Source organism: Pseudomonas brassicacearum, from assembly GCF_009601685.2.
GTDB lineage: Bacteria > Pseudomonadota > Gammaproteobacteria > Pseudomonadales > Pseudomonadaceae > Aquipseudomonas > Aquipseudomonas kilonensis_B.
This window is the reverse complement of record NZ_CP045701.2, coordinates 6,432,413-6,452,110: the sequence shown is the minus strand read 5'-3', so window position 1 is coordinate 6,452,110 and position 19,698 is coordinate 6,432,413. Positions and strand designations below refer to the sequence as shown.

At 62.0% G+C, this 19,698-nt stretch carries 11 protein-coding genes and 1 pseudogene; 5 read left to right on the top strand and 7 right to left on the bottom strand.

Translation table 11 applies throughout. The annotated features are described in order from the left end of the window. Nucleotides 1-172: 172 nt before the first annotated feature. The 5 genes and pseudogenes from GFU70_RS28115 to GFU70_RS28875 all read left to right on the top strand — a co-directional run. Nucleotides 173-706 carry a type VI secretion protein gene (locus GFU70_RS28115; protein WP_264295953.1) on the top strand — a complete coding sequence of 178 codons (534 nt, stop codon included), beginning with the start codon at nucleotides 173-175 and terminating at the stop codon, nucleotides 704-706. Next, nucleotides 694-2,130 carry a type VI secretion system protein TssA gene (gene tssA, locus GFU70_RS28110; protein ID WP_153389094.1) on the top strand — a complete coding sequence of 479 codons (1,437 nt, stop codon included), beginning with the start codon at nucleotides 694-696 and terminating at the stop codon, nucleotides 2,128-2,130. Before GFU70_RS28115 ends, tssA begins: the two co-directional genes overlap by 13 nt. Before the next feature lie 9 nt (nucleotides 2,131-2,139). Next, on the top strand, nucleotides 2,140-5,751 hold the full coding sequence (gene tssM / locus GFU70_RS28105; RefSeq protein ID WP_153389093.1) for a type VI secretion system membrane subunit TssM: 3,612 nt from the start codon (nucleotides 2,140-2,142) through the stop codon (nucleotides 5,749-5,751). 10 nt (nucleotides 5,752-5,761) lie between these two features. Next, nucleotides 5,762-6,094, top strand: coding sequence for a hypothetical protein (locus GFU70_RS28100; RefSeq protein WP_153389092.1), 333 nt, complete (start codon nucleotides 5,762-5,764; stop codon nucleotides 6,092-6,094). A gap of 171 nt (nucleotides 6,095-6,265) precedes the next feature. Beyond that, nucleotides 6,266-6,415: pseudogene (locus GFU70_RS28875) on the top strand (serine/threonine protein kinase); the annotation flags it as partial. 206 nt (nucleotides 6,416-6,621) lie between these two features. Here GFU70_RS28875 and GFU70_RS28090 read toward each other — a convergent pair. From GFU70_RS28090 to tssI, 7 genes are all read right to left on the bottom strand, one after another. Next, nucleotides 6,622-6,981 carry a DUF6124 family protein gene (locus GFU70_RS28090; protein ID WP_153389090.1) on the bottom strand — a complete coding sequence of 120 codons (360 nt, stop codon included), beginning with the start codon at nucleotides 6,979-6,981 and terminating at the stop codon, nucleotides 6,622-6,624. A 586-nt stretch (nucleotides 6,982-7,567) separates the two neighbouring features. Continuing rightward, nucleotides 7,568-8,002, bottom strand: coding sequence for a tetratricopeptide repeat protein (locus GFU70_RS28085; protein WP_058545365.1), 435 nt, complete (start codon nucleotides 8,000-8,002; stop codon nucleotides 7,568-7,570). Nucleotides 8,003-8,016: 14 nt separating this feature from the next. Next, a complete protein-coding gene (locus tag GFU70_RS28080; RefSeq protein WP_153389089.1) occupies nucleotides 8,017-12,399 on the bottom strand; it encodes an RHS repeat-associated core domain-containing protein in 4,383 nt (1,460 codons plus the stop codon). Between the two features lie 72 nt (nucleotides 12,400-12,471). Beyond that, nucleotides 12,472-12,750, bottom strand: a complete 279-nt coding sequence (locus GFU70_RS28075; RefSeq protein WP_116643585.1) for a hypothetical protein — start codon at nucleotides 12,748-12,750, stop codon at nucleotides 12,472-12,474. Between the two features lies 1 nt (nucleotide 12,751). Then, the gene (locus tag GFU70_RS28070; protein WP_153389088.1) at nucleotides 12,752-17,191 is read right to left on the bottom strand and encodes an RHS repeat-associated core domain-containing protein; all 4,440 of its coding nucleotides are present in this window, start codon (nucleotides 17,189-17,191) and stop codon (nucleotides 12,752-12,754) included. 12 nt (nucleotides 17,192-17,203) lie between these two features. Then, nucleotides 17,204-17,638, bottom strand: coding sequence for a DcrB-related protein (locus tag GFU70_RS28065; protein ID WP_058545367.1), 435 nt, complete (start codon nucleotides 17,636-17,638; stop codon nucleotides 17,204-17,206). 18 nt (nucleotides 17,639-17,656) lie between these two features. Continuing rightward, nucleotides 17,657-19,594, bottom strand: coding sequence for a type VI secretion system tip protein TssI/VgrG (tssI, locus tag GFU70_RS28060; RefSeq protein WP_058545368.1), 1,938 nt, complete (start codon nucleotides 19,592-19,594; stop codon nucleotides 17,657-17,659). Nucleotides 19,595-19,698: the final 104 nt, after the last annotated feature.

Below are 19,698 nucleotides of genomic sequence, written 5' to 3'. Positions count from 1 at the left end.
AATGTCTGATTTGGACCTCAATGAGGCATTTCAGGAGGTGTTGATGCGCGACGGATGGCGAGGGTGGAAATGGGGGCTTTGTCTCATGGTGGTGGCTGTAACGGGTGTGCAAGCGGCGACACAAGATTGCCCCTCCATCGTCTCCCCTTTGAAGCGGCTGGAGTGTTTTGATTTGGCCGCTGGTACGCCCATTCATCACGCACCAGCGGCACCACATGCCCTGGGCCGGGTACTGCCGATTGTCGATCTGGTCCAGCGCAATGAAGCCAAGCGTTCCCCCGAGGACCAGCGTTTCCTGTTGTCGTCATTCCCGGAGCCGGACAACGACCAACAACCCCGCTTGGTGATTTCCGCCCCGGCCCTGGGAGCGTTGCCGCCTCGGCCCTATTTGGCCATCAGTTGCGAATCGAAAATATCGCGCCTGCAACTGGTGCTGGATGAACCGGCCAAGCCCAACAAGATTCGCATCCAGCTGTTCAAGGATGAACGCCCGGTCTCCGCGGCTTATCAGTGGCAGGTCCTAGACGACGCGGGCCTGGTGGTCGACGCCGGGCGCGGGCTGCAGGCGATTTCCCTGTTGCGCAACATGGGCGGCGGCCAGCGCCTGCGGCTGGAGAGTGACTATCCGCAGCTGCACGGCCTGGTCTTCGATGCCGAAGGGCTGGGTGAACTGATCGAGCAGGAGCGCCAAGTATGTCGCTGGTGATCGACGTGCCGGCGGACACTGTCAAGTTACTGCTGACCCCCATCGATCCCGAGCTACCCGCCGGGCATTTCGATATGGAGGACGAAACCTACCAGGCCATCGACCAGGAAATGGTCAAGCTCGGCGGCCTGCGCGAAGGGGATATCGACTGGCCCTATATCGACGAAGCCTCCCGCCAATACCTGGCGACCCAGTGCAAGCACTGGCGCATCGTCGCCCATCTGCAAGTGGTCTGGCTGCGAACTCGCCAATGGGCGCGTTGGGCCGATGCCCTGAGTTTGGTCACCGGCATGGTTGAACGGTATTGGGACAGTGCCCACCCCAAGCCCGGCCCTACCGGCTATCTGAACAAGCGCAAGCAGGTGCAGCGCCTGCTGAGCGACCTTGGACAGGTGTTGCCGACCTTGGAGCGCAGCAGCTTTGAACCGGCTTATCAAGCCGCGGCAGAACTGGCCCTGGCCAACCTGCAACGTTGCGCCGAAAGCGCCAAGCTCGATCCGGCGCCGTTGGATGCGTTGCAACGCCAACTGGAGAAATACAGCGAGCCGGTCGTTGCCACTGAGCCCGCCCGTGTGGCCACCTCCGGCAGCGTGCTGGAGTCAGCCTTTTTCACCAGCCCCAAGCCGCAAGCGCCGAGCAATGAGCGCGAACAACGCCGTGCCATGTTGAACATGGCCGAGCAGATCAACCAGCAAGACCCCTACGACCCCACCGGCTATCACTTGCGCCGCTTCGGCCTGTGGTCGCACCTGCGCACCGCGCCGCCCATCACCCGCGACCGTCGCACCGAATTGACCGCCGTGCCCAAGGATATCGTCGACGGCTACCAGGACGCGCTGAACCATAACGGCATTGAGCTGAATCTGCTGCTGCGCATCGAAAAAAGTGTCTGCGCCTCACCGTACTGGCTGCGCGGCAGTTACCTGGCCGCCCAGGTCGCCTCGCGCCTGGCGATGGAAGAAGTGGCCGGCGCCATCCGCCAGACCTGCGAGCGGTTTGTCTGTCGTCTTCCGGCGCTGTTGGAACTGTGTTTTAGCGACGGCACACCGTTTATTGATGCGCAGACCCAGGCCTGGATCACCGGCGCCGATCAGGCGCAAACCACCGGCAGCCCGGTGCAGGAATACACCGGCCTGCGCGACGAACTGGCAGCCCAACTCAACACTGAAGGCGTTGAGCGGGTGCTGCTGCGCCTGCAGGAACTGCACGCTGCCCAAGACGCCCCGCGCCAGCGCAGCTACGCCACTGTGATCGCCGCCGACTTGCTGACATCGCGTGGCTTGTCGTGGCTGGCGGATGACCTATACGCCAACGTTGCGCGGCTGATGCGCGAGACCACGGCGCAAGGGTGGGAGCCGGAGTTGTACCGGAAGGTGGCGCAACCCGTCGACGACAGTCATTTGATTAAAGCGGTTAAGGAGTAGGAGCGATTTATGGGGATGGTCTGGAGTTACCTCAAACGCTGGGGCCTGCCGGTACTGCGTCAGTTCAACCAGGCATTGCCGGTGCTGGTGCTGCTGGGCGTAGTGTTCTTGCTGATCGCCATCTGGTGGCTAGGCCCCCAATGGACCTGGCGCGAGCATCAACCGCTGAGTGAATTGTCGGTGCGCATCTCGGCCAGTGTCGTGGTGGTGGTGATGCCGCTGCTGATCTGGGCGTGGCGTGTGCGTAATCGTTACCAGCGTCTACAGGTGGAGCGCCAACATGAGGCAGCGGTGCAAGCCGATCCCAGTCTGCCTTATATCGAGGCGCAGGAGCGTGCGCTGGACCGCAGCCTGGGCAACCTGCTGAACAATATGGAGCGCCGCCGTTCGCTCTATCAACTGCCGTGGTATCTGGTGCTGGGCGAGGAAAATGCCGGCAAGACCAGTCTGATCACGCGTTCCAACCAGAGCTTTGCGTTATCCCATGTGACCAAGGCCGGAGTGAGGGCTCATCAGGAAGAGCAACTGGCCTATCCGGTGGATTGGTGGATCGGTGACGAGGCGGTGTTGATCGACCCTCCTGGTGAGTTCCTCAGCCATCCGGACTCACCGGCTGAAAACGTCGAGCAACAGGGCAAGGTCAAATCGGTACTGCCCACCGGCACCCATGCGCGCCTTTGGTCGCACCTGCTCGACTGGCTGACGCGCAACCGTAGCCGTCGAGCGTTGAACGGCGTGGTCCTGGTGATCGATGTGCAGGTCTTGTTGGCGCAACGTCCCGAACAACGCAAGGCCCACGCCAACCTGCTGCGCACTCGGCTGTTTGAGCTGACGCGGCAGTTGGGCACGCGTTTGCCGGTGTACGTGACGCTGAGCAAGTTTGACCTGCTGGAGGGTTTTGAAGAGTTCTTCGCCCGCTTGTCGCGCAGTGGGCGCGAAGACCTGTTGGGCTTCACCTTCAGCCTGGACGCGGTGGATGATTTCGATGCCTGGCTGGCAGAACTGACGCGCCAATACCAAACCTTTGTCGCCTGCCTGAGCGAACAGGTTTTCAACAGCACCAGGGATTCGCGTACGTTGGAGGAGCGTGATCGCTTGCAGGCGCTGATGCATCAGATGGCGGGCTTGCGCCCGGCACTGTTCGGCTTTCTCGGCGAAATGCTCGGCAGCGATCGTTTCACAACCCCGGCGTTGGTGCGCGGGCTGTATTTCTCCTCGGTGCTTCAGCAAGGTACCTTGAGCAACGCCTTCGTCAAAGAAGCGGGGCAAGCCTATCAACTGCCGCCACCGCCACCCGAAGTCAAACCAGCCGGTGGCACCGCCATCTATTTTGCCCAGCAACTGTTCCAACGAGTGATCTACCCCGAAGCAGGCTTGGCGGGCGACAACATCAAGGTGGCCCGCAGCAAGCGGCGGTTGCTGATCGCCGGGTTCAGCGTCGCCTCCTTGGGCTGTTTGGTCGTCATCGGCACCTGGCAGTTTTACTTCAACATCAACCGAGACAAGGCGGTCAACGTCTTGGTCAAGAGCCAGGAGTTCAGTGGGCGGGATATCGACACCAAGGTCGACCCTACCGGGCGCAACCTATTGCTGCCCCTGGACCAGATCCGTGATGCGGTGCTGGTCTTCGGCGACTATCGCCAAGCCTGGCCGTTGCTGTCGGATATGGGGCTATATCAGGGGAGGGCTATTGGCCCCACCGTGGATGAGGCCTATCTGAACCTATTGTCCAAACGCTTCCTCCCTGCGATTGCCAGCGGTGTATTGGATGCAATCAACACCGCGCCCGCCGGAAGCAATCAGCAACTGGCGGCCCTGCGCGTGTACCGCATGCTCGAAGAGCGCCAAAACCGCCGCTCAGCCATTGTCGAAGAATGGGTCGGCAAGCAATGGCAGCGCGCCTATCCTGGCCAAGGCCAGTTGCAGGCCGACCTGATGGGGCACCTGGACTACGCGCTGAAATACGCTGACGCCGAGCTGCCGCACTACCGCGAACGTATTGGCCAGGTGCAGCAGCAACTGCGCCAGTTGCCCATGGCTGAACGGGTCTACATGAGCCTGAAACAGGATGCCCTGGAGCGTTTGCATCGCCCACTGGACCTGCGCAACGAAGTGGGGCCGGCGTTCGATATCGTCTACCGCCCGCTGAACACCGATCAAGAGGGCAGCGGCTTGCAGTTGCCACCGCTGCTCACTGCCAGGGGCTTCAAGGACTATTTCGAACCCGGCACCGAGGGCATCATCGAACTGGCGATGATCGACCAGTGGGTGCTCGGCGAGCGGCAACGCCTGGACTACTCCGATGAAGACCGCAAAGTGCTGACCCAACGTATCCGTGCCCTGTACAGCGCCGACTACGTGGACAGCTGGCGGCGGGCGCTGAATCAGTTCGCGGTGACTGACTTCGACGATCTCAGCCACGGCGTGGCGGTGTTGGAACAGGTCACCGGCCCGGCCGCGCCGTTGCGGCGTTTGCTGGAAACCTTGCGCGACAACAGCGTGATCTACCCGTCGGTGCCCTTGGTCGAGGGGCAAGCACCGCTCTCGATGGACAAGGTTCCGGACGGCCAGCAACAAGCCGCCGGTATCCGGCGCGCGTTCTCCAGCCTGGCGGAATTGATCGCTGCGCGAGGCGAGCAGCCGTCCTATTACGAAGAAACTCTGCGCTCAGTCAGCGCCGTCTACGACTACGCCAAAGCCGTGCACGACAACCCAGATCCCGGCAAGGCGGCGCTGAAAACCGTACTCAACCGCTTCTCCCTGGACGGTGCTGACCCGATAGCCAACCTGCAACGCGTCGCCGTGGGCCTGCCCGAGCCGCTGAACCAACACGTCAGAAAGCTCGCCGACCAGACCGCACAGGTGCTGGTGATTGCTGCCCTGCGTGAACTGGAAAAACGCTGGGACAGTGAAATCTACAGTTTCTACCGTGAGCGCTTGGCGGGTCGCTACCCATTCAAGGTCAGCGGCGAGGACGCCTCGCTGGACGACTTTGAAGCGTTCTTCGGTCCACAAGGGCGTCTGCAGCAGTTCCACGATCAATACCTGAACGTGTTTCTCAAGGACAACCTCGATGCTCTGTACTCAGACAGCCTCGGTGGCTACCTGGTGCGCAACGACGTACTGGAACAGCTCAAGAAGGCGGAGCGCATCCGTGACACCTTCTTCAACCACCGTGGCCACCTGGCCGTGCAACTCACCATCGAACCCCTGGCCCTGAGCGCCACCCGCCTGAGCAGCATGCTCAGCGTCGACGGCCAACTGATCCCCTACCAACACGGCGCGCCGCAACGCACAGGACTGGTGTGGCCCAACAGCCTGGGCAACACCAACGGTAGCCAGTTGACCCTGGTGCACAGCACCGGCAACACCGCCAGCCTGAGCTATCGCGGGCCGTGGTCGTTGTTCCGCCTGCTCAGTCGCGGGCACCTCAATGGGAGAACCGACACCAGCGTGGACCTGACCTTTGCCGTCGCTGATGGATTGATGCGTTATCGGATTGGGGCGGAGAAGGCCAACAACCCGATTACCCAGCGCAGCTTTGAAGGGTTTGTGTTGCCGAGAACGCTGTTGGAAGAGCGCGGCAGGAAAAAAGCTACTGACAGCGTCACGCAACGCTGAGGAGCTCCGCATGATGGATAAGACCGATCACGTGCGCAGCTTGAACTATTCGACTCAGGCCCTGGAGCAACTGGAGGTATCCCTGCCCTTGTTTGGCAAGAACCTCCGCGGTACTCGTGTGGCCCATACGTTTGTAGTAAAGCAACTGCGCGACAGCGTGAAGTTTCTGCTGCCCAACTGCGCCGAATTGGTCGACATGAGCGAGCTGCGCCAGGCGCATGTCGACATGGCTCGCCTGCCGTATCCAGTGGTAGCCCTTGAAGCCCCTGGGTCTGGCCCGATGGAGCTGGTGGTGGCAAACACGGTGGCATGCGCTCCTCCAAGCGCATGGCCCTGTGCTTGACCATGTCCCCGGGTGTCGCCAATTGGCTGCCGGATACCCGGGGCTTCCTACAGGAAGAGCGCGACGGGGTGATTGTCATCCCACTGTACTGGGAGGATCGTACCGGGCTATGGAAGCTGCCCATGGGCGGTGCGTTCGTGCCACATGAAAACGAAGTCAGTGACTATTGCCCAGTTGGAACGCCCGCTCAAGGCACCGCGCAACCTGCCCAGGCGTTGCTGGCCGGCGCTGCGGATGGCGTTGGCGTTTGATCCGAGGCAGCGGCGTATGGGGGCGGCTCGGTTACGTGATGCCTTAGGGGGTGTGTCGTCCTGGTGGTGACATTTTCTCTGTGGGAGCGAGCTTGCTCCCGCTCGGCTCTGTAGGAGCTGGCGAAGCCTGCGATCTTTTGATCTTTCGCTTGAGACTCAAGTGCCAGGGAAAAGATCGCAGCCTCGTTGCACTCGACAGCTCCTACGGGCGCAGTCCAGCGGGGCGGTGCGATGTTTCGCTAAACCCCCTCGCCACGGGTGTTGGTGGTGTAGCGGTTAGCGAGGATCGACGTTATCCAGCACACGGCTGGCCAGCATTGAACTCAGTTCGATCAGTTGCTGGATGCCGAGGGCAATGTGGCGGCGGGGGCCTTCCAGGTCGAAGGCGAGGTTGCTGATCATCGCGTCGGCGGACGCCAGGTTTTCGCTGAGGTTGGCGAGCAGGCATTCGTTGTCGGCGTTTTTTGCCACGGTGAATAGTTGGTCCGGTTTGGATGCATCTTCGGACTTTTCCGGTTTCGGTAGTAGGTAGTAATCCAAGGCGCGCTTTTCTGCTTCGTCTTGTTTCTTCGTTTTGGATTTAGTGGACGCAGAGGTGCGATCTGCTTCGGGAGGATTCGGTGTAACTTTGAACATGGTGCAGCTCCTTTCGTAAGAGGAACCATCACCGTCTGCCGCCAAGCAGATGGGGTGACGGATTACACAAGGTTGGCGGACCGGAACGAAAGGAACCCGGCATCCCCGAAGGGATCCTTGCGCAACCCGCCATAACATAGGAGTGCCAAATGCCAGAGGCATTGCAATCATATTGGGGGCTGTTGCGCCTTTCGTGTACCGGGCCGCCAAGCCCGACCACTGATGGGCAGTGGCAGGGAAACGATAGAACCCATGGGCAAGGCGCACAAGAGGGCGGATTCTGGCGTAGTTGTAGGCAATGGCGCAAGGATTCGTAGCCTGGCGGAAGCGTGGCGGAGGGAGAATAAACAAGCCTTCGTAATGCCCAGGATTCGGGGTGAGGGAGCGTGCTTTCGCTCGGTGGCGCAGCGGTTTTTCTGTAGGAATGCGCCGGCCTTTTTGGGGCTGCTGCGCAGCCCAGCGGGAGCAAGCTCCCTCGCCACGGGATCTGTGTTTTGGATCAGGCCCTGTGGTGTTGGCTCGATCGGCATATAAATGTCAAAGCTTGTCCGGGCTAGAAACCGAGGGCTCTAGAGCCATGCTTTGGTCAGGCCTTTTTTTCCAAGTAAAACTTCAGATATTTTTTGGGTCTTTCTTGAAAGGCTCGAGCTTTGCCGAAGCTGTAGGCGTCATCAAAGTACCTATAAGCCTGCGCGTGGTCTCCCAGCTCAAAATAGACCATTCCCAGGTTAATCAGCGGCCCTGTATCGATATCCGATTCCCGGCCATTCAAGGTCTTTTGTGCCCAGTCTTTAGCAGCCTCGAAATCCCCATTGTCAAAATGCAGGTTGAAAAAAGAACCTGTGACCCAGGCTGACAAAGGTGTCCATTCCAGCTTCGGTTCAGGAAGCAATTCCCAAGCTTTTTGGTACAGGGCTTGAGCTTCATTTTTTTTGTTTTGCTCATCGAGCTCATTACCCGACGCCATGATGCGCATTATTTCGTCTGCCAGCGTCGGGCTTTTATCTGCCAAGTCTTTCATATGACGTTCCTTTACTAGTAAATGGGCTTTTCTGCGGGACCAATAAAATCGCCGGGGTCCCTATATCGATCCGTCAGGAGCGCGCCTTTGGAGCGGTTATGGGAATAATATTCCAGCTCATAATTGTCAGGGTCGCGCATCCATCCCCTCACTTCTTTGGTTTTAGCCCCATGGAAACCGCCTTTGGAGTTCCAGTATTTAACGGCATCCGTTTTATGAGCCATGTCGGCGTCTTTAATGGAATACCATTTCTTGTCGGTGCTCTGGAATCTCATGTTTTTCCCGGTGCCGATTATTTTACCTTCGGCTCTCATCCGCGCGATCACCGCTTTGCCGGTACGGCTGCTCTTCCCAGGGGTTCTGCCTACAGAGTTCAGGCGACAAGATAGACCCAATGGATCGATCCATCCAAAGGGGTTGGGACTGTAGGCGTAAAAATTCAGACCACCGTTCAACCCAATCGGATCCGGCGTGGTAAACCGCCCCACATCCGGATCATAAAACCTGAACGTATTGAAATGCAGCCCGGTTTCCCGGTCCAGGTACTGCCCCTGGAACCGCAGATTCTGCTCTTCGATGTAATACGGCTCGCGCACTTCCTCCAGCGTATTGCCCCACACCCGATACGTCGCCTGCCACACATTGTGTCCGTCGGCTTCGGTGAGTTGTTCCGGCAGGCCGTTGAGGTCGTTGTGGTAGTAGCGGATCTTTTGCAGCGGGCCGCTGCCGTCGACGCGGGCCAGGGGTTCGTAGCCGTCGTCTTCGTAGAGGTACAGGCTGGTTTGCTGGTGGCGGTGTTCCTGCAACAGGCGCAGGCCGTCCCAGGTGAAGCGAGTTTCGCCCAGCGGGTAACCATTGCTGTCGTGTTCGGTTTTTTCGATGCGCCGGCCCAGCGGGTCGTAGGCCATTTTAACGACGCTGCCGTTGTCGTTGCGCACCTCGATCAAGCGGCTTTCGGCGTCGTAGGCGAAGTGCTGCACGCCACGTTTGGCGCTGCGTTTTTCGATCATCCGGCCGAAGGCGTCGTAGCGGTAGCGCTTGTCCTGGTAGGTCAGCAGTTTGTTGTGCACCACCAATCCTACGCCGGGGGCCGGGCCGTCCAGCAGGTTGGCGGCGGCGTCGTAGGTGAAGGTTTCGCGCTGGCCGTGCAGGCTGTCCTGGGTGGCGATGATGCGGCCGGTGGCGTCGTAGTGCAGGAGCTGGCGCTGTTGTGCGGCGGGTTGTTGGTCGAGTTTGCCGATGAGGTTGTCGGCGGGGTCGTACTCGAAGTGTTTTTGCACCGCCGCTGGCAACAGCGAGGGTTGGCTACTGTGACGGCGTTGCCGTGCGCGCAGGCGGCCGCTGCGGTCGTATTCGCTGCGGGTGCTGATCTGCCCTTGGGTGCGCAGCACTTCGCGGTGCAGGCGGTCGCGTTCGAAGTCGCTGATGACCTGGCCGTCGAGGTTGATCTGGTGCAGGTGGCCGCTGCCGTAGTACAGGCGGTTGACCCAGCGACCATCGGGCAGTTGGGTCTGGATCAGGTTGCCGAGTTCGTCGTAGTGGTGTTGCAGGCTGCCGGCGGCGCTGTTTTCGGCGAGCAGCTGGCCGGTGGCATCGTAGGCGAAGCTCAGGGTTTGCGCGTTGCCCTGCAGGTCGGTGAAAGTGACGGCGGTGAGTTGGTCCAGCGGGTCGTAGCGGTATTCGGTGCGGCCGTCGTCGGTGACTTTGGCGATCAGGCGGCCCACGGCGTCGCGTTCCAGGCGATGGACGATGGGGGCCGGCGGTGTTTCGGGAATGAGCGCCAGGCCTGTGCCGTACGGCGCAGGCATCGCCGTCACTGCCGCGACGTTGTCGAGGCGGTCGTAGTCGTAGCGCTTGGCGCTGCCGTCCAGGTCTTGTTGTTCGGTCAACCGATCCCCGATATCCCAGGCAAACCGATAGCTCTCGCCATTCTCATTGGTCAGTGCTTGCAGCCGGCCGAAGCTGTCGTAGGCGAACTGCACCTGCCGGCCTTGGGCGTCTGTGCGTTGGCGGACCTGGCCGCGGCGGTTGTGTTGGTAGAGCGTGGTGTGCCCGGCCGGGTCGGTGTAGCCGGTGAGTAAGCCTGCGGTGTCGCGCTGGTAGTGCTCGGTGCGACCGTCCGGCAATTGGCTGCTGAGCAGGCGCCCCTGGGCGTCGTACCTGAATTGGGTGCGCTCGCCGAGGGCGTCGGTGATGGTGTGCAGGTAACCGCGTGCGTCGTAGCTGAAACGCGTCGGGTAACCCGAGCAATCCACATGTTCCACCAATTGGCCAAACGGGTTCCAGCGCAGCTTTTTGCTCTTGCCGGTGGCGTCGATGATTTCCACGACCTGACCGTGGGCGTCGTAGCGATAGTGGGTGATGTGGCCCAGCGGGTCGGTTTCCGCCGTGCAGTTGCCGCGTTGGTCGTAGCGGTATTTCCAGCTGTGGCCGGCGGCGTCGGTGTCCACCAGCGGCAGGGCCCAGTGTTCGAGCCAGAGGGTGGATTCGCTGCGGCCCAACGGGTCGGTTTCGCTGATCAGGTTGCCGGCGTCGTCGTAGCTGAATGTGTACTGGCCGCCCTGTGGATCGGTAGCGCTGAGCAACTGGCGCTCGTCGTTCCATTCGAACAACCAGGTCTGGCCGAGGTTGTCGCTGAACTGGGTGATCTGGTGCTGGCTGTTCCAGTGCCGGGTGCTGACGCGTTGCAGGCTGTCGCTGATGCGGGTGGTGCCAGCCTTGAGGTCATAGTCGAACTGGTAGGCGTCGCCTTCGTCGGTCCAGTGCCGGACCACGCGCCATTCCTGGTCGTCGATCAGGGCCCATTCGTAGAAGCAATGCAGGCCGCTGGGCAACTGGTGCTCGACCATCCGCTGCCCGGCGTCGTAGCTGAAGCGCCGTTGCACCTGGCCGGTGGCGTCGCGCACTTCGGCGAGGGTGTTCGCCGCGTCGTAGGCGTAGCTGACCAGCACTTCCCGCGATTGGTCGGGGTAGAGGCGTTCGATGTGGGTGACGCATTCGCCTGCGCGGATCAGCTCGACTTGCACCAGGTCGAAGGTGTCGCGCAGCCGCACCAGGCGTCCGGCGTCGTCGTAGTCGAGGTGGATGCGGTTGTCGTTGCGGTCGCCCAGTTGGCTCAGGCGCAGGTGCGAAGGGTTGGCTGGCGAAGGTTGGAACAAGCGGTATAGGCCGTCGTCGCTTTCGATCAGCAATTGCCCGTTCACGTGGCGACGCACGGCCAGGCCTTCGCCGGCACTGAATACCGCGCCGCCCAAGGGGATGGAACCCATGTCGATGGGCCGGCCTTGTTCGTCGGTGTAGACCAGGGTTTCGCCGCCCTCGGGGTGGGGCAGGATTTGCACCTGGACTTCGTAGGCGACGCTCCAGCCGGCGCCGAACAGGCTGTCGTGGCGTTCGTCGCGGCTGTTGTACACGCGCTGCCAGTCAATCGGCAGGATGCCGGGCAAGACGAAATCCAGGTCCTCGTCACCGCCCAATACTTTGGCGCCCGTGGCGGCATGCACCGGGTTCGACGAACCCATGGCGGCGTTGGCGGCCGCGTTCGCCGCACTGCTGGCGGCCATGGACACCGCGCCGCCCACCAGCATGCACGGCAGTTTGCTGAAGAACTTGCCCTTGCCGCCCTTGAGCATCAGCAGCGCGGTGACTGCAAGGCCCACGCCCGGGGTCTTGCCGCTGCGGATCTCGCGCACCACCACCGAACCGCCGCCAATGGTCACGTCAGGAGAAATCAGCCCGGCCGACACCACGGTCGCATCGCAGGTGCTGCGGTCGCCGCTGCGCACGGCGGGCTGGCCGTTGATGGTGACTTTGTCCGAACCTTCGGCCATGAACTGCGGTGGCATGGGTGGGTGCTTGGTGCAGATCACCAAGTCTTCCGGCTTGGGCACGGCGCCGGGAGCTGGCGTTGCGACGGTGGGGCGCCACATCTGTGAGAAGAATTCCCCGGCCATGTCCAGGTAGCTGGGTTCTTCTTCCGGCTCGGGCATGTCCAGTTCGGTGCCGGCCGGCGCGACATGGGAAACCACAGCGCCAGCGGCGCGGGCCGAGGGGATGTTGTTGGTGACGGTGTCCTTGGATCCGGTGAGGATGTTGGCCTGCACCGTGGGCGGAAAGAGGGCGTTGCCGATGCCCTCGCATAAATTGCTCAGGCCTTTGTCGGCCCCGGTCTTGCTCATGGCCAGGCCGACAACGGTGCCCACCACCAGGCCCAGGACGAAGCAACCCAGGCCGCCAGTGGCGACGGTGATGCCCGTGGCCGCGACCACGGCGGCGGTCGCCAGGGCGGTGATCGCGATGTTGGCCGCCACCTCCAATACGCCGCCGAGGATGTCGGCCATCATTGAAGTGTGGTTGAGTGCATCGCCCAGGCGGGCCGCCCAGAGCGCGTCAGACATGCCGAATACTCATGCAAGCGGCTGCGCGCCTACGTGATGCGAGGCCTTCCATTGGCTATTTTTCCTGGTCGGTTACGGCATGCTCATCAAGGCCATTCTCAGGCGCTTGATCAGTTTCGGGGTCTTGAGGCAATCGGCCGGGCGTTTGTTGCCCAGGGCGGGCACGGTCTGTTCCAGCCACCATAAGCCTTCCTTGAGCCCTCTTTTGCCGTAGAGCACCACGGCCATGTCGAGGTGGTCGTTCATGGCCTTGGCCAGCGTGCGGGCGTTGTCGTCGAGGTAGTCCTCTTCGTACAGCTGCACGAACGTCTGCCAATCGGCGTCACCAACGTATTCGTCTTCCAGTCCCATTTTAAAAACCTGCAAAGGAAATCAAGTTGCTGCCGGTCGGGTTTCGCGCCGACGGTGCCAGGATCCCATCATAGCCATTAGCCTTGGCCCAGGCGCCGATTTGATGGGTCTGGGTGTATTTGTTGCCGGTAATGCTCTTGAGGGAAACCCCCAATTGCTTGCGAACATCGGCCCGGGTCAGGTCCAGGACGTTGTTGAGCTGCACTTTCTTGCTCACCAGCACCCGTGTGGACAGGTCCACGCCCCAGTGATTGACTTCGCCCATGGCGGTCTTGCGTGAGTTGGCGCCATAGACGCCACCCAGGCCGGGGGCGGTGTAACGGTGTCTGGAGGCGACGTTCCACTTGTGCGCTGTCCACGTCGTGCTGATCCGCCCTGGCTCTTCAAAGCGATACACCGTTCGGTTGACCTTGCGCCCCTTGGGCGGCGTCGAGCATTTCATCAACCCGAAGGGGTCGATCCAACTCACCGGGTTCGGCGCGTACTGGTAGAGGTTCAGCCCACCGGCCAAACCGATCGGGTCCGGTGTGGTGAAGCGGCCGATGTCCGGGTCGTAGAAACGCAGGGTGTTGTAGTGCAGCCCGGTTTCGCGGTCCAGGTATTGGCCTTGGAAGCGCAGGTTCTGCTCTTCGATGTAATACGGTTCGCGCAACTCTTCGGCCGTGTTGCCCCACACTTGGTAACGAGCTCGCCAGAGTGTGTGGCCGTCGGCTTCCGAGAGCTGTTCGGGCAGGCCGTTGAAGTCGTTGTGGTAGTAGCGGACCTTCTGTTGCTCGCCCAGGCCGTCGACCCTCGCCAGGGGTTCGTGGCTGTCGTCGGCGTAGATGTAGAGGCTGGTCTGGCTGTCGCGGTGTTCCTGCAAAAGTTGCAGCGCATCCCAGGTGAAACGGGTGCGGTTGAGCAGCGTGGCGTGGCGGTCGTACTCGGCTTTTTCGATGCGTCGACCCAACGGGTCATAAGTCATTTTTACGACCGAGCCGTTATCGTTGCGCACTTCCACCAGGCGCTGTTCAGCATCGTAGCGAAAACGCTGGACGCCACGGCGGGCGCTGCGTTTTTCCACCATGCGACCGAAACCGTCATAGCGGTAGCGCTTGTCCTGGTAGGTCAACAAGCGGTTATGCGCGACCTGGCCTGTGCCCAGCCCGTCCAGCAGGTTGGCGGCCGGGTCATAGGCGAAGCTTTCACGCTGGCCTTGAAGGTTGTCCTGGCTGGCGAGAATGCGGCCGGTGGCGTCATAGTGCAGCAATTGGCGATGGGACGCTTCGGGCTGGCTGTCGAAGCGCTCCACCCGCTGATCGCTGGCGTCATAGCCAAACAGCGATTGCGCCACAGGCGGCAGCAGCGTGGATTGACCCTGTTGCCGGCGCTGGCGGGCCCGCAGGCGGCCACTGCGGTCGTATTCGCTGCGGGTGCTCAGGCGCCCCTGGGTGCGCAGCACTTCGCGGTGCAGGCGGTCGCGCTCGAAATCGCTGATGACCTGGCCGTCGAGGTTGATCTGGTGCAGGTGACCGCTGCCGTAGTGCAGGCGGTTCAGCCAACGACCGTCGGGAAGCAGCGTCTGGGTCAGGTTGCCCAGTTCGTCATAGCGATGTTCGAGGTTCCCCGCCCAGCCTTGCTCGGTAATCAATTGCCCCAGGGCGTCGTAACGCAAGCCCAGGCTTTGTACTTCACCGGTCTGGCTGGTGAAGGTGATCGCGTTGACCTGGTCGAGCGCGTCATAGCGGTACTCGGTGCGCCCGTCTGCGGTGACTTTCGCCACCAGCCGCCCCATCGCATCGCGCTCCAGTTCATGGATGATGGGGGCTTGTGGCGAGAGGTCCAGCTCGGTGCTGCCGGGCACCGCGAGCGCTTCCACGCGGGTGACGTTGTCCAGCGGGTCGTAGGCGTAGCGCTTGAGGCTGCCGTCCAGGCTGTGTTGGGCGGTCAAGCGGTCGGCGGCGTCCCAGGCAAACCGGTAGTGCTCACCGTTTTCGTTGGTCAGGGCCAGCAGGCGCCCGTAGTTGTCGTAGCTCAGCTCCACCCGACGGCCATGGGCGTCGGTGCGCACCCGCAGTTGACCGGTTAGGGTGTGTTGGAAATTTGTCGTGTGCCCGGCCGGGTCGCTATAGCCGATCAACTGTCCGCTTGCGTCACGCTGATAATGCTCGGTGCGCCCGTCCGGCAGTTGCTTGCTCAGCAGTCGCCCCTGGTCGTCGTAGCTGAAAAGCGTCCGCTCTCCCAGTGCGTCGGTGCTGCTGAGCAACAGCCCGCGTTCGCAATAGCTCAGCCGTGTGGTGTAACCGGAGCAATCGGTGTGTTCGCTCAGTTGCCCAAGCGCCGTCCAGCGCATGGTCTTGCTTTTGTCGGTGGCGTCGATGACCTCCACCACTTGGCCGTGGGCGTCGTGGCGATAGCGGGTGACGTGGCCCAGCGGGTCGGTTTCGCGGATGCGGTTGCCCCGCGCGTCATAGCGGTACTGCCAGGTATTTCCCGCGGCGTCGGTTTCAGCCAGGGGCAGGGCCCAGTGTTCGAGCCACAGGGTTGACTCACTGCGCCCTAGCGGGTCGCGGGTTTCGCAGAGGTTGCCCGCTTCGTCATAGCTGAACTGATGTTGTCCGCCGTTGGGGTCGGTGGCCCCTAGCAACTGGCTTTCGTCGTTCCACTGGAAGGTCCAGGTGCGATCCAGCGCGTCGGTGGCTTCGATGATCTGATAGCGGCTATCCCAGCGACGGGTGCTGATGCGCTGCAAGCCGTCGGTGATGCGCGTGGTCCCGGCGGCCAGGTCGTAATCGAAGGTGTAGGCGTCGCCCGCGTCGGTCCAGTGGCGAACCACGCGCCAATCCAGGTTTTCAACCAACGCCCATTCATAGAAACAGCGAAGCCCGGTAGGCAGTTGGTGTTCCACCATTCGCCGCCCGGCGTCGTAGGCGTAGCGACGTTTTACCTGATCGTTGGACTGACGGACCTGCGCCAGATCGCCCTGGCCGTCGTAGCCATAGTGCATCAGCACTTCCCGGCGTTGATCGGCATATTGGCGGTCGATCCGGCTGACTCGTTGTGGCCAGCGCTCGTCATACGCCAGTGCGATGCGGGTCAGGTCGAAGGTGTCACGCAGTTGCGCCAGGCGTCCGTTGTCGTCGTAGTCCAGGTAGATACGGTTGTCGTTGCGGTCACCCAGTTGGTTCAGGCGCAGCAGCGCTGCATTGGCTGGCGTGGGCTCGAACAAGCGGTACAGTCCGTCCGCGCTCTCTATCAGCAGCTCGCCGTTGGCATGCCGTCGCACGCTGAGGCCTTCACCGGCACTGAACACGGCGCCGCCCAACGGGATGGAACCCATGTCGATGCGTCGGCCCTGTTCGTCGCTATAAACCAGGGTTTCGCCGCCGTCTGGATGGGGCAGGATTTCGACGCGTACCTCATAGGGCACGCTCCAACCGGCACCGAACAACCCGTCGCGGCGTTCGTCGCGGCTGTTGTAGAAGCGTTGCCAGTCGATCGGCAAGATGCCGGGCAGGACGAAGTCCATCTCCTCGACATCGCCCAACACTTTGGCCCCGGTGGCGGCGTGCACGGGGTTCGAGGAGCCCATCGCGGCGTTGGCCGCGGCGCCCATCGCGCTACTGACCGCCATCGACGCCGCACCGCCGACCAACATGCACGGCAGGTTACTGAGGAATTTACCCTTGCCGCCCTTTAGCATCAGCAGCGCCGTGACCGCCAGCCCGACGCCCGGGGTCTTGCCGCTGCGGATCTCGCGCACCACCACCGAACCGCCGCCAATGGTCACGTCAGGTGAAATCAGCCCGGCCGACACCACGGTCGCATCGCAGGTGCTGCGGTCGCCGCTGCGCACGGCGGGCTGGCCGTTGATGGTGACTTTGTCCGAGCCTTCGGCCAGGAACTGCGGCGGCATTGGCGGGTGTTTCATGCAGGTGATCATGTCCAGCGGCTTGGGCACGGCACCGGGCGCGGGCACGGCGACGGTGGGACGCCACATCTGCGAGAAGAAATTCTCGGCCATGTCCAGGTAGCTGGGTTCGGCTTCGGGTGCTTCAAGTTCGGTGCCGGCCGGCGCGACATGGGACTCGATCGCCCCGGCGGCGCGGGCGGCAGGGATGTTGTTGGTCAAGGTGTTGGTGGAGCCGGTGAGGATGTTGGCCTGCACCGTGGGCGGGAAGAGGGCGTTGCCGATGCCCTCGCAGATATCGCTTAACCCCTTGTCGGCCCCGGTCTTGCTCATGGCAAGGCCCACCACGGCGCCCACCACCGCGCCGAGCAGGAAGCAACCCAAGCCGCCAGTGGCAACGGTAATGCCCGTGGCGGCTACCACGGCAGCCGTCGCCACCGCGGTGATCGCAATGTTCGCGGCCACTTCCAGGACGCCACCGAGGATATCGGCCATCATCGAGGTGTGGTTCAGTGCATCGCCTAGTCGAGCAGCCCAAAGTGCGTCAGACATGCAAGGTGCTCATCAAGCCAAGACGTCGAACAGCAGCGACCCCTTGATCGTCGCCCAATGCGCGGCTTCGGCATCGCCCAGTTTCTCGGCTTTCACATAGCTCAGGGCAAGCATTTTGCGGGTCCCGGGCAGTACCAGGGCCAGTTGGAACTGGAAGACTTTTTCATTGCCTTTGTTGAACTGGCTGCGCAGTTCGATGGCTTCGACTTCCTGGTTGGCGCCCACGCGCACGGTGGCGCCCGGTTGGCAGCGCAGGTCCTGGACCTGTTTTTCCAGGCGCTTGAGCTGGTCGTCGAGGTTGCTTTGCAGGGTCTCGCCGTCGGCCAGCAAGCTGCGGCTGACGATCAGGGACGTGCCCAGTTCGGGGAACTTGAGGATGTTGATTGTCGCGTCCAGCAATTGGCTGGGCGGCAACTGGAGCTGGAATTCATTGAGGCGATAAGTCATGGCGCATAAATCTCGAGGTTAGCCCTTGGGCGACGGGAACGCGGCGTTGATGTTGGCATCGATGCTGGCCTTGACGCCCTGGCCGTCCGGCGTGGCACCGGGGCCGCCACCATTGTTCAGGTGCAGCACGCCGCCGGTGTTGAACTCGGCATCGCCGCTGGCGTAGAAGCTGATCTGTACGCCGGTCAGGTTGATCTGGCCGCTGGCGTTGAGCTCCAGGATGCTTTCGCCGCACACCAGGCGCAGGTTTTCGCCCACTTCAATCACATAGCTCTGGCTGATGCTGTCGGTCTTGCGCTGGCCGACGCAGAGGATGTCCTCCTGCTTGACGATGCGCAGGCGGTTGTTGCCGATGGTCACCGTCTCGTTGTGGCCTATGCTCTTGTTGCGGTCATGGCCCACCGAGTGGCTTTCATCCACCTCGACCACGATGTCCTGGTTGCGCTCGGCATGGATGTACAGCTGCTCGGCACCTTTCTTGTCTTCCATGCGGATTTCGTTGAAATTCGCTGGCGTGCCGCCCTTGCTCGAACGGCTTTTCATGCCGCTCTGGGTGGCATTGGCAGGCAAGTCATAGGGCACGGTCTGTTCGGCGTTGTAGACGCGACCGGTGATGATCGGCCGGTCCGGGTCGCCTTCGAGGAAACTGACGATCACTTCCTGGCCAATGCGCGGGATCTGCATCGAGCCCCAATTCTTGCCGGCCCATGCCTGCGACACGCGAATCCAGCACGAGCTGTTTTCGTTGGACTGGTCGTGCCGATCCCAATAGAAGTGCACCTTCACCCGGCCGAACTGATCGGTCCAGATTTCCTCGCCCTTGGGGCCCACCACCAACGCTGTCTGCGGGCCCTTGACGATAGGGCGATGGGTGATGGGCAGTGGCCGATAGCTTTGCTGGGCGTCGATGCAGGTCAGGCTGCTTTCGAACTGCGCGGCCGGCGCGCCGCCACCGGTTTCGCCGCTTTCCTGGGAGAGGTAGTAGCGGGCGCCGACGATCAGGTATTCGCGGTTCTGGTCCTGGCGGCTGAAGCCGGTGAGGCTGAACAGATGCCCCGAGCCCAGGCCCCGGGCGTTACCGGCCAGCTCGACCTGTTCGTGCTGGGTCTGCAAGGCTTCGATGCGGGTGCGGGCATAGTGTTCGCCGTCCTGGCTCTGCACGTAGGTGCCGGGGTAGTCGTATAGCGGATAGTCGCCGGCCGTGTGTGGGCGGGGCATGGCCGAGCGTACGTCGATGCGTGCGCTGGGGCGTTGGAAGTCGTAGTCGTTGAGCTCCAGCGAGCCGGGCTGGACTTCCTGGGCCAGGTGCCAGTCGTGGATGTGGTCACGCTCGCGCTGCTGCTCGTTCTTGGGGTAGTAGGGCACCGAGCCGTAGCCGGGGGCCGTGGTGTGGGCGCCATAGGCATCGGCCAGCACCAGCACATGGCGGCCCTGCTCATGGCGGAAGAAGTAGTAGATCCCTTCCTGTTCCATCAGGCGACTGACGAAATCGAAGCTGGTCTCGCGATACTGCACGCAGTATTCCCACTCGCGATAAGGCCTGCTCAGGGCGTCTTCGAAATCGGAAAAGCCCAGGTCGCGGAACACCTGCTTGATGATCTGCGGAATGGTCAGGTTCTGGAAAATCCGGCAATCGGAGGTGCGGGTCAGCAGCCAGAACCACGGGCGCAGGGTGGCCTGGTAGCTGGCGAACTGGCCCTGGTCGACGTTCTGACTGCAACGGGCGACGATGCCATGGAAGTAGCGTTCGCCACCGCCATCGAGCTGCAGGCTCACGCACATGGGCTTGCCGAGCAGCTGGTTGAGGTCGATGGCATTGTCCAGTGAGTGCAACTGCAACTCGTAGTTGAACAGCCGCCCCAATTCTTCGCCGCCGCCCATGTCCTTGAGCAGCAGTACCTCAGGTCCCAGGGGGCTGGTGATCTTGGCCAGGCGTGAGGCTTGGTTGAATAACATCGAGGGTCTCGTGCAGGTTGTAGTAACTGGCGGAGCTGAATACCCACTGTGGGAGCGAGCTTGCTCGCGATGGCGGTGTGTCAGTCAACATGGATGTTGAATGT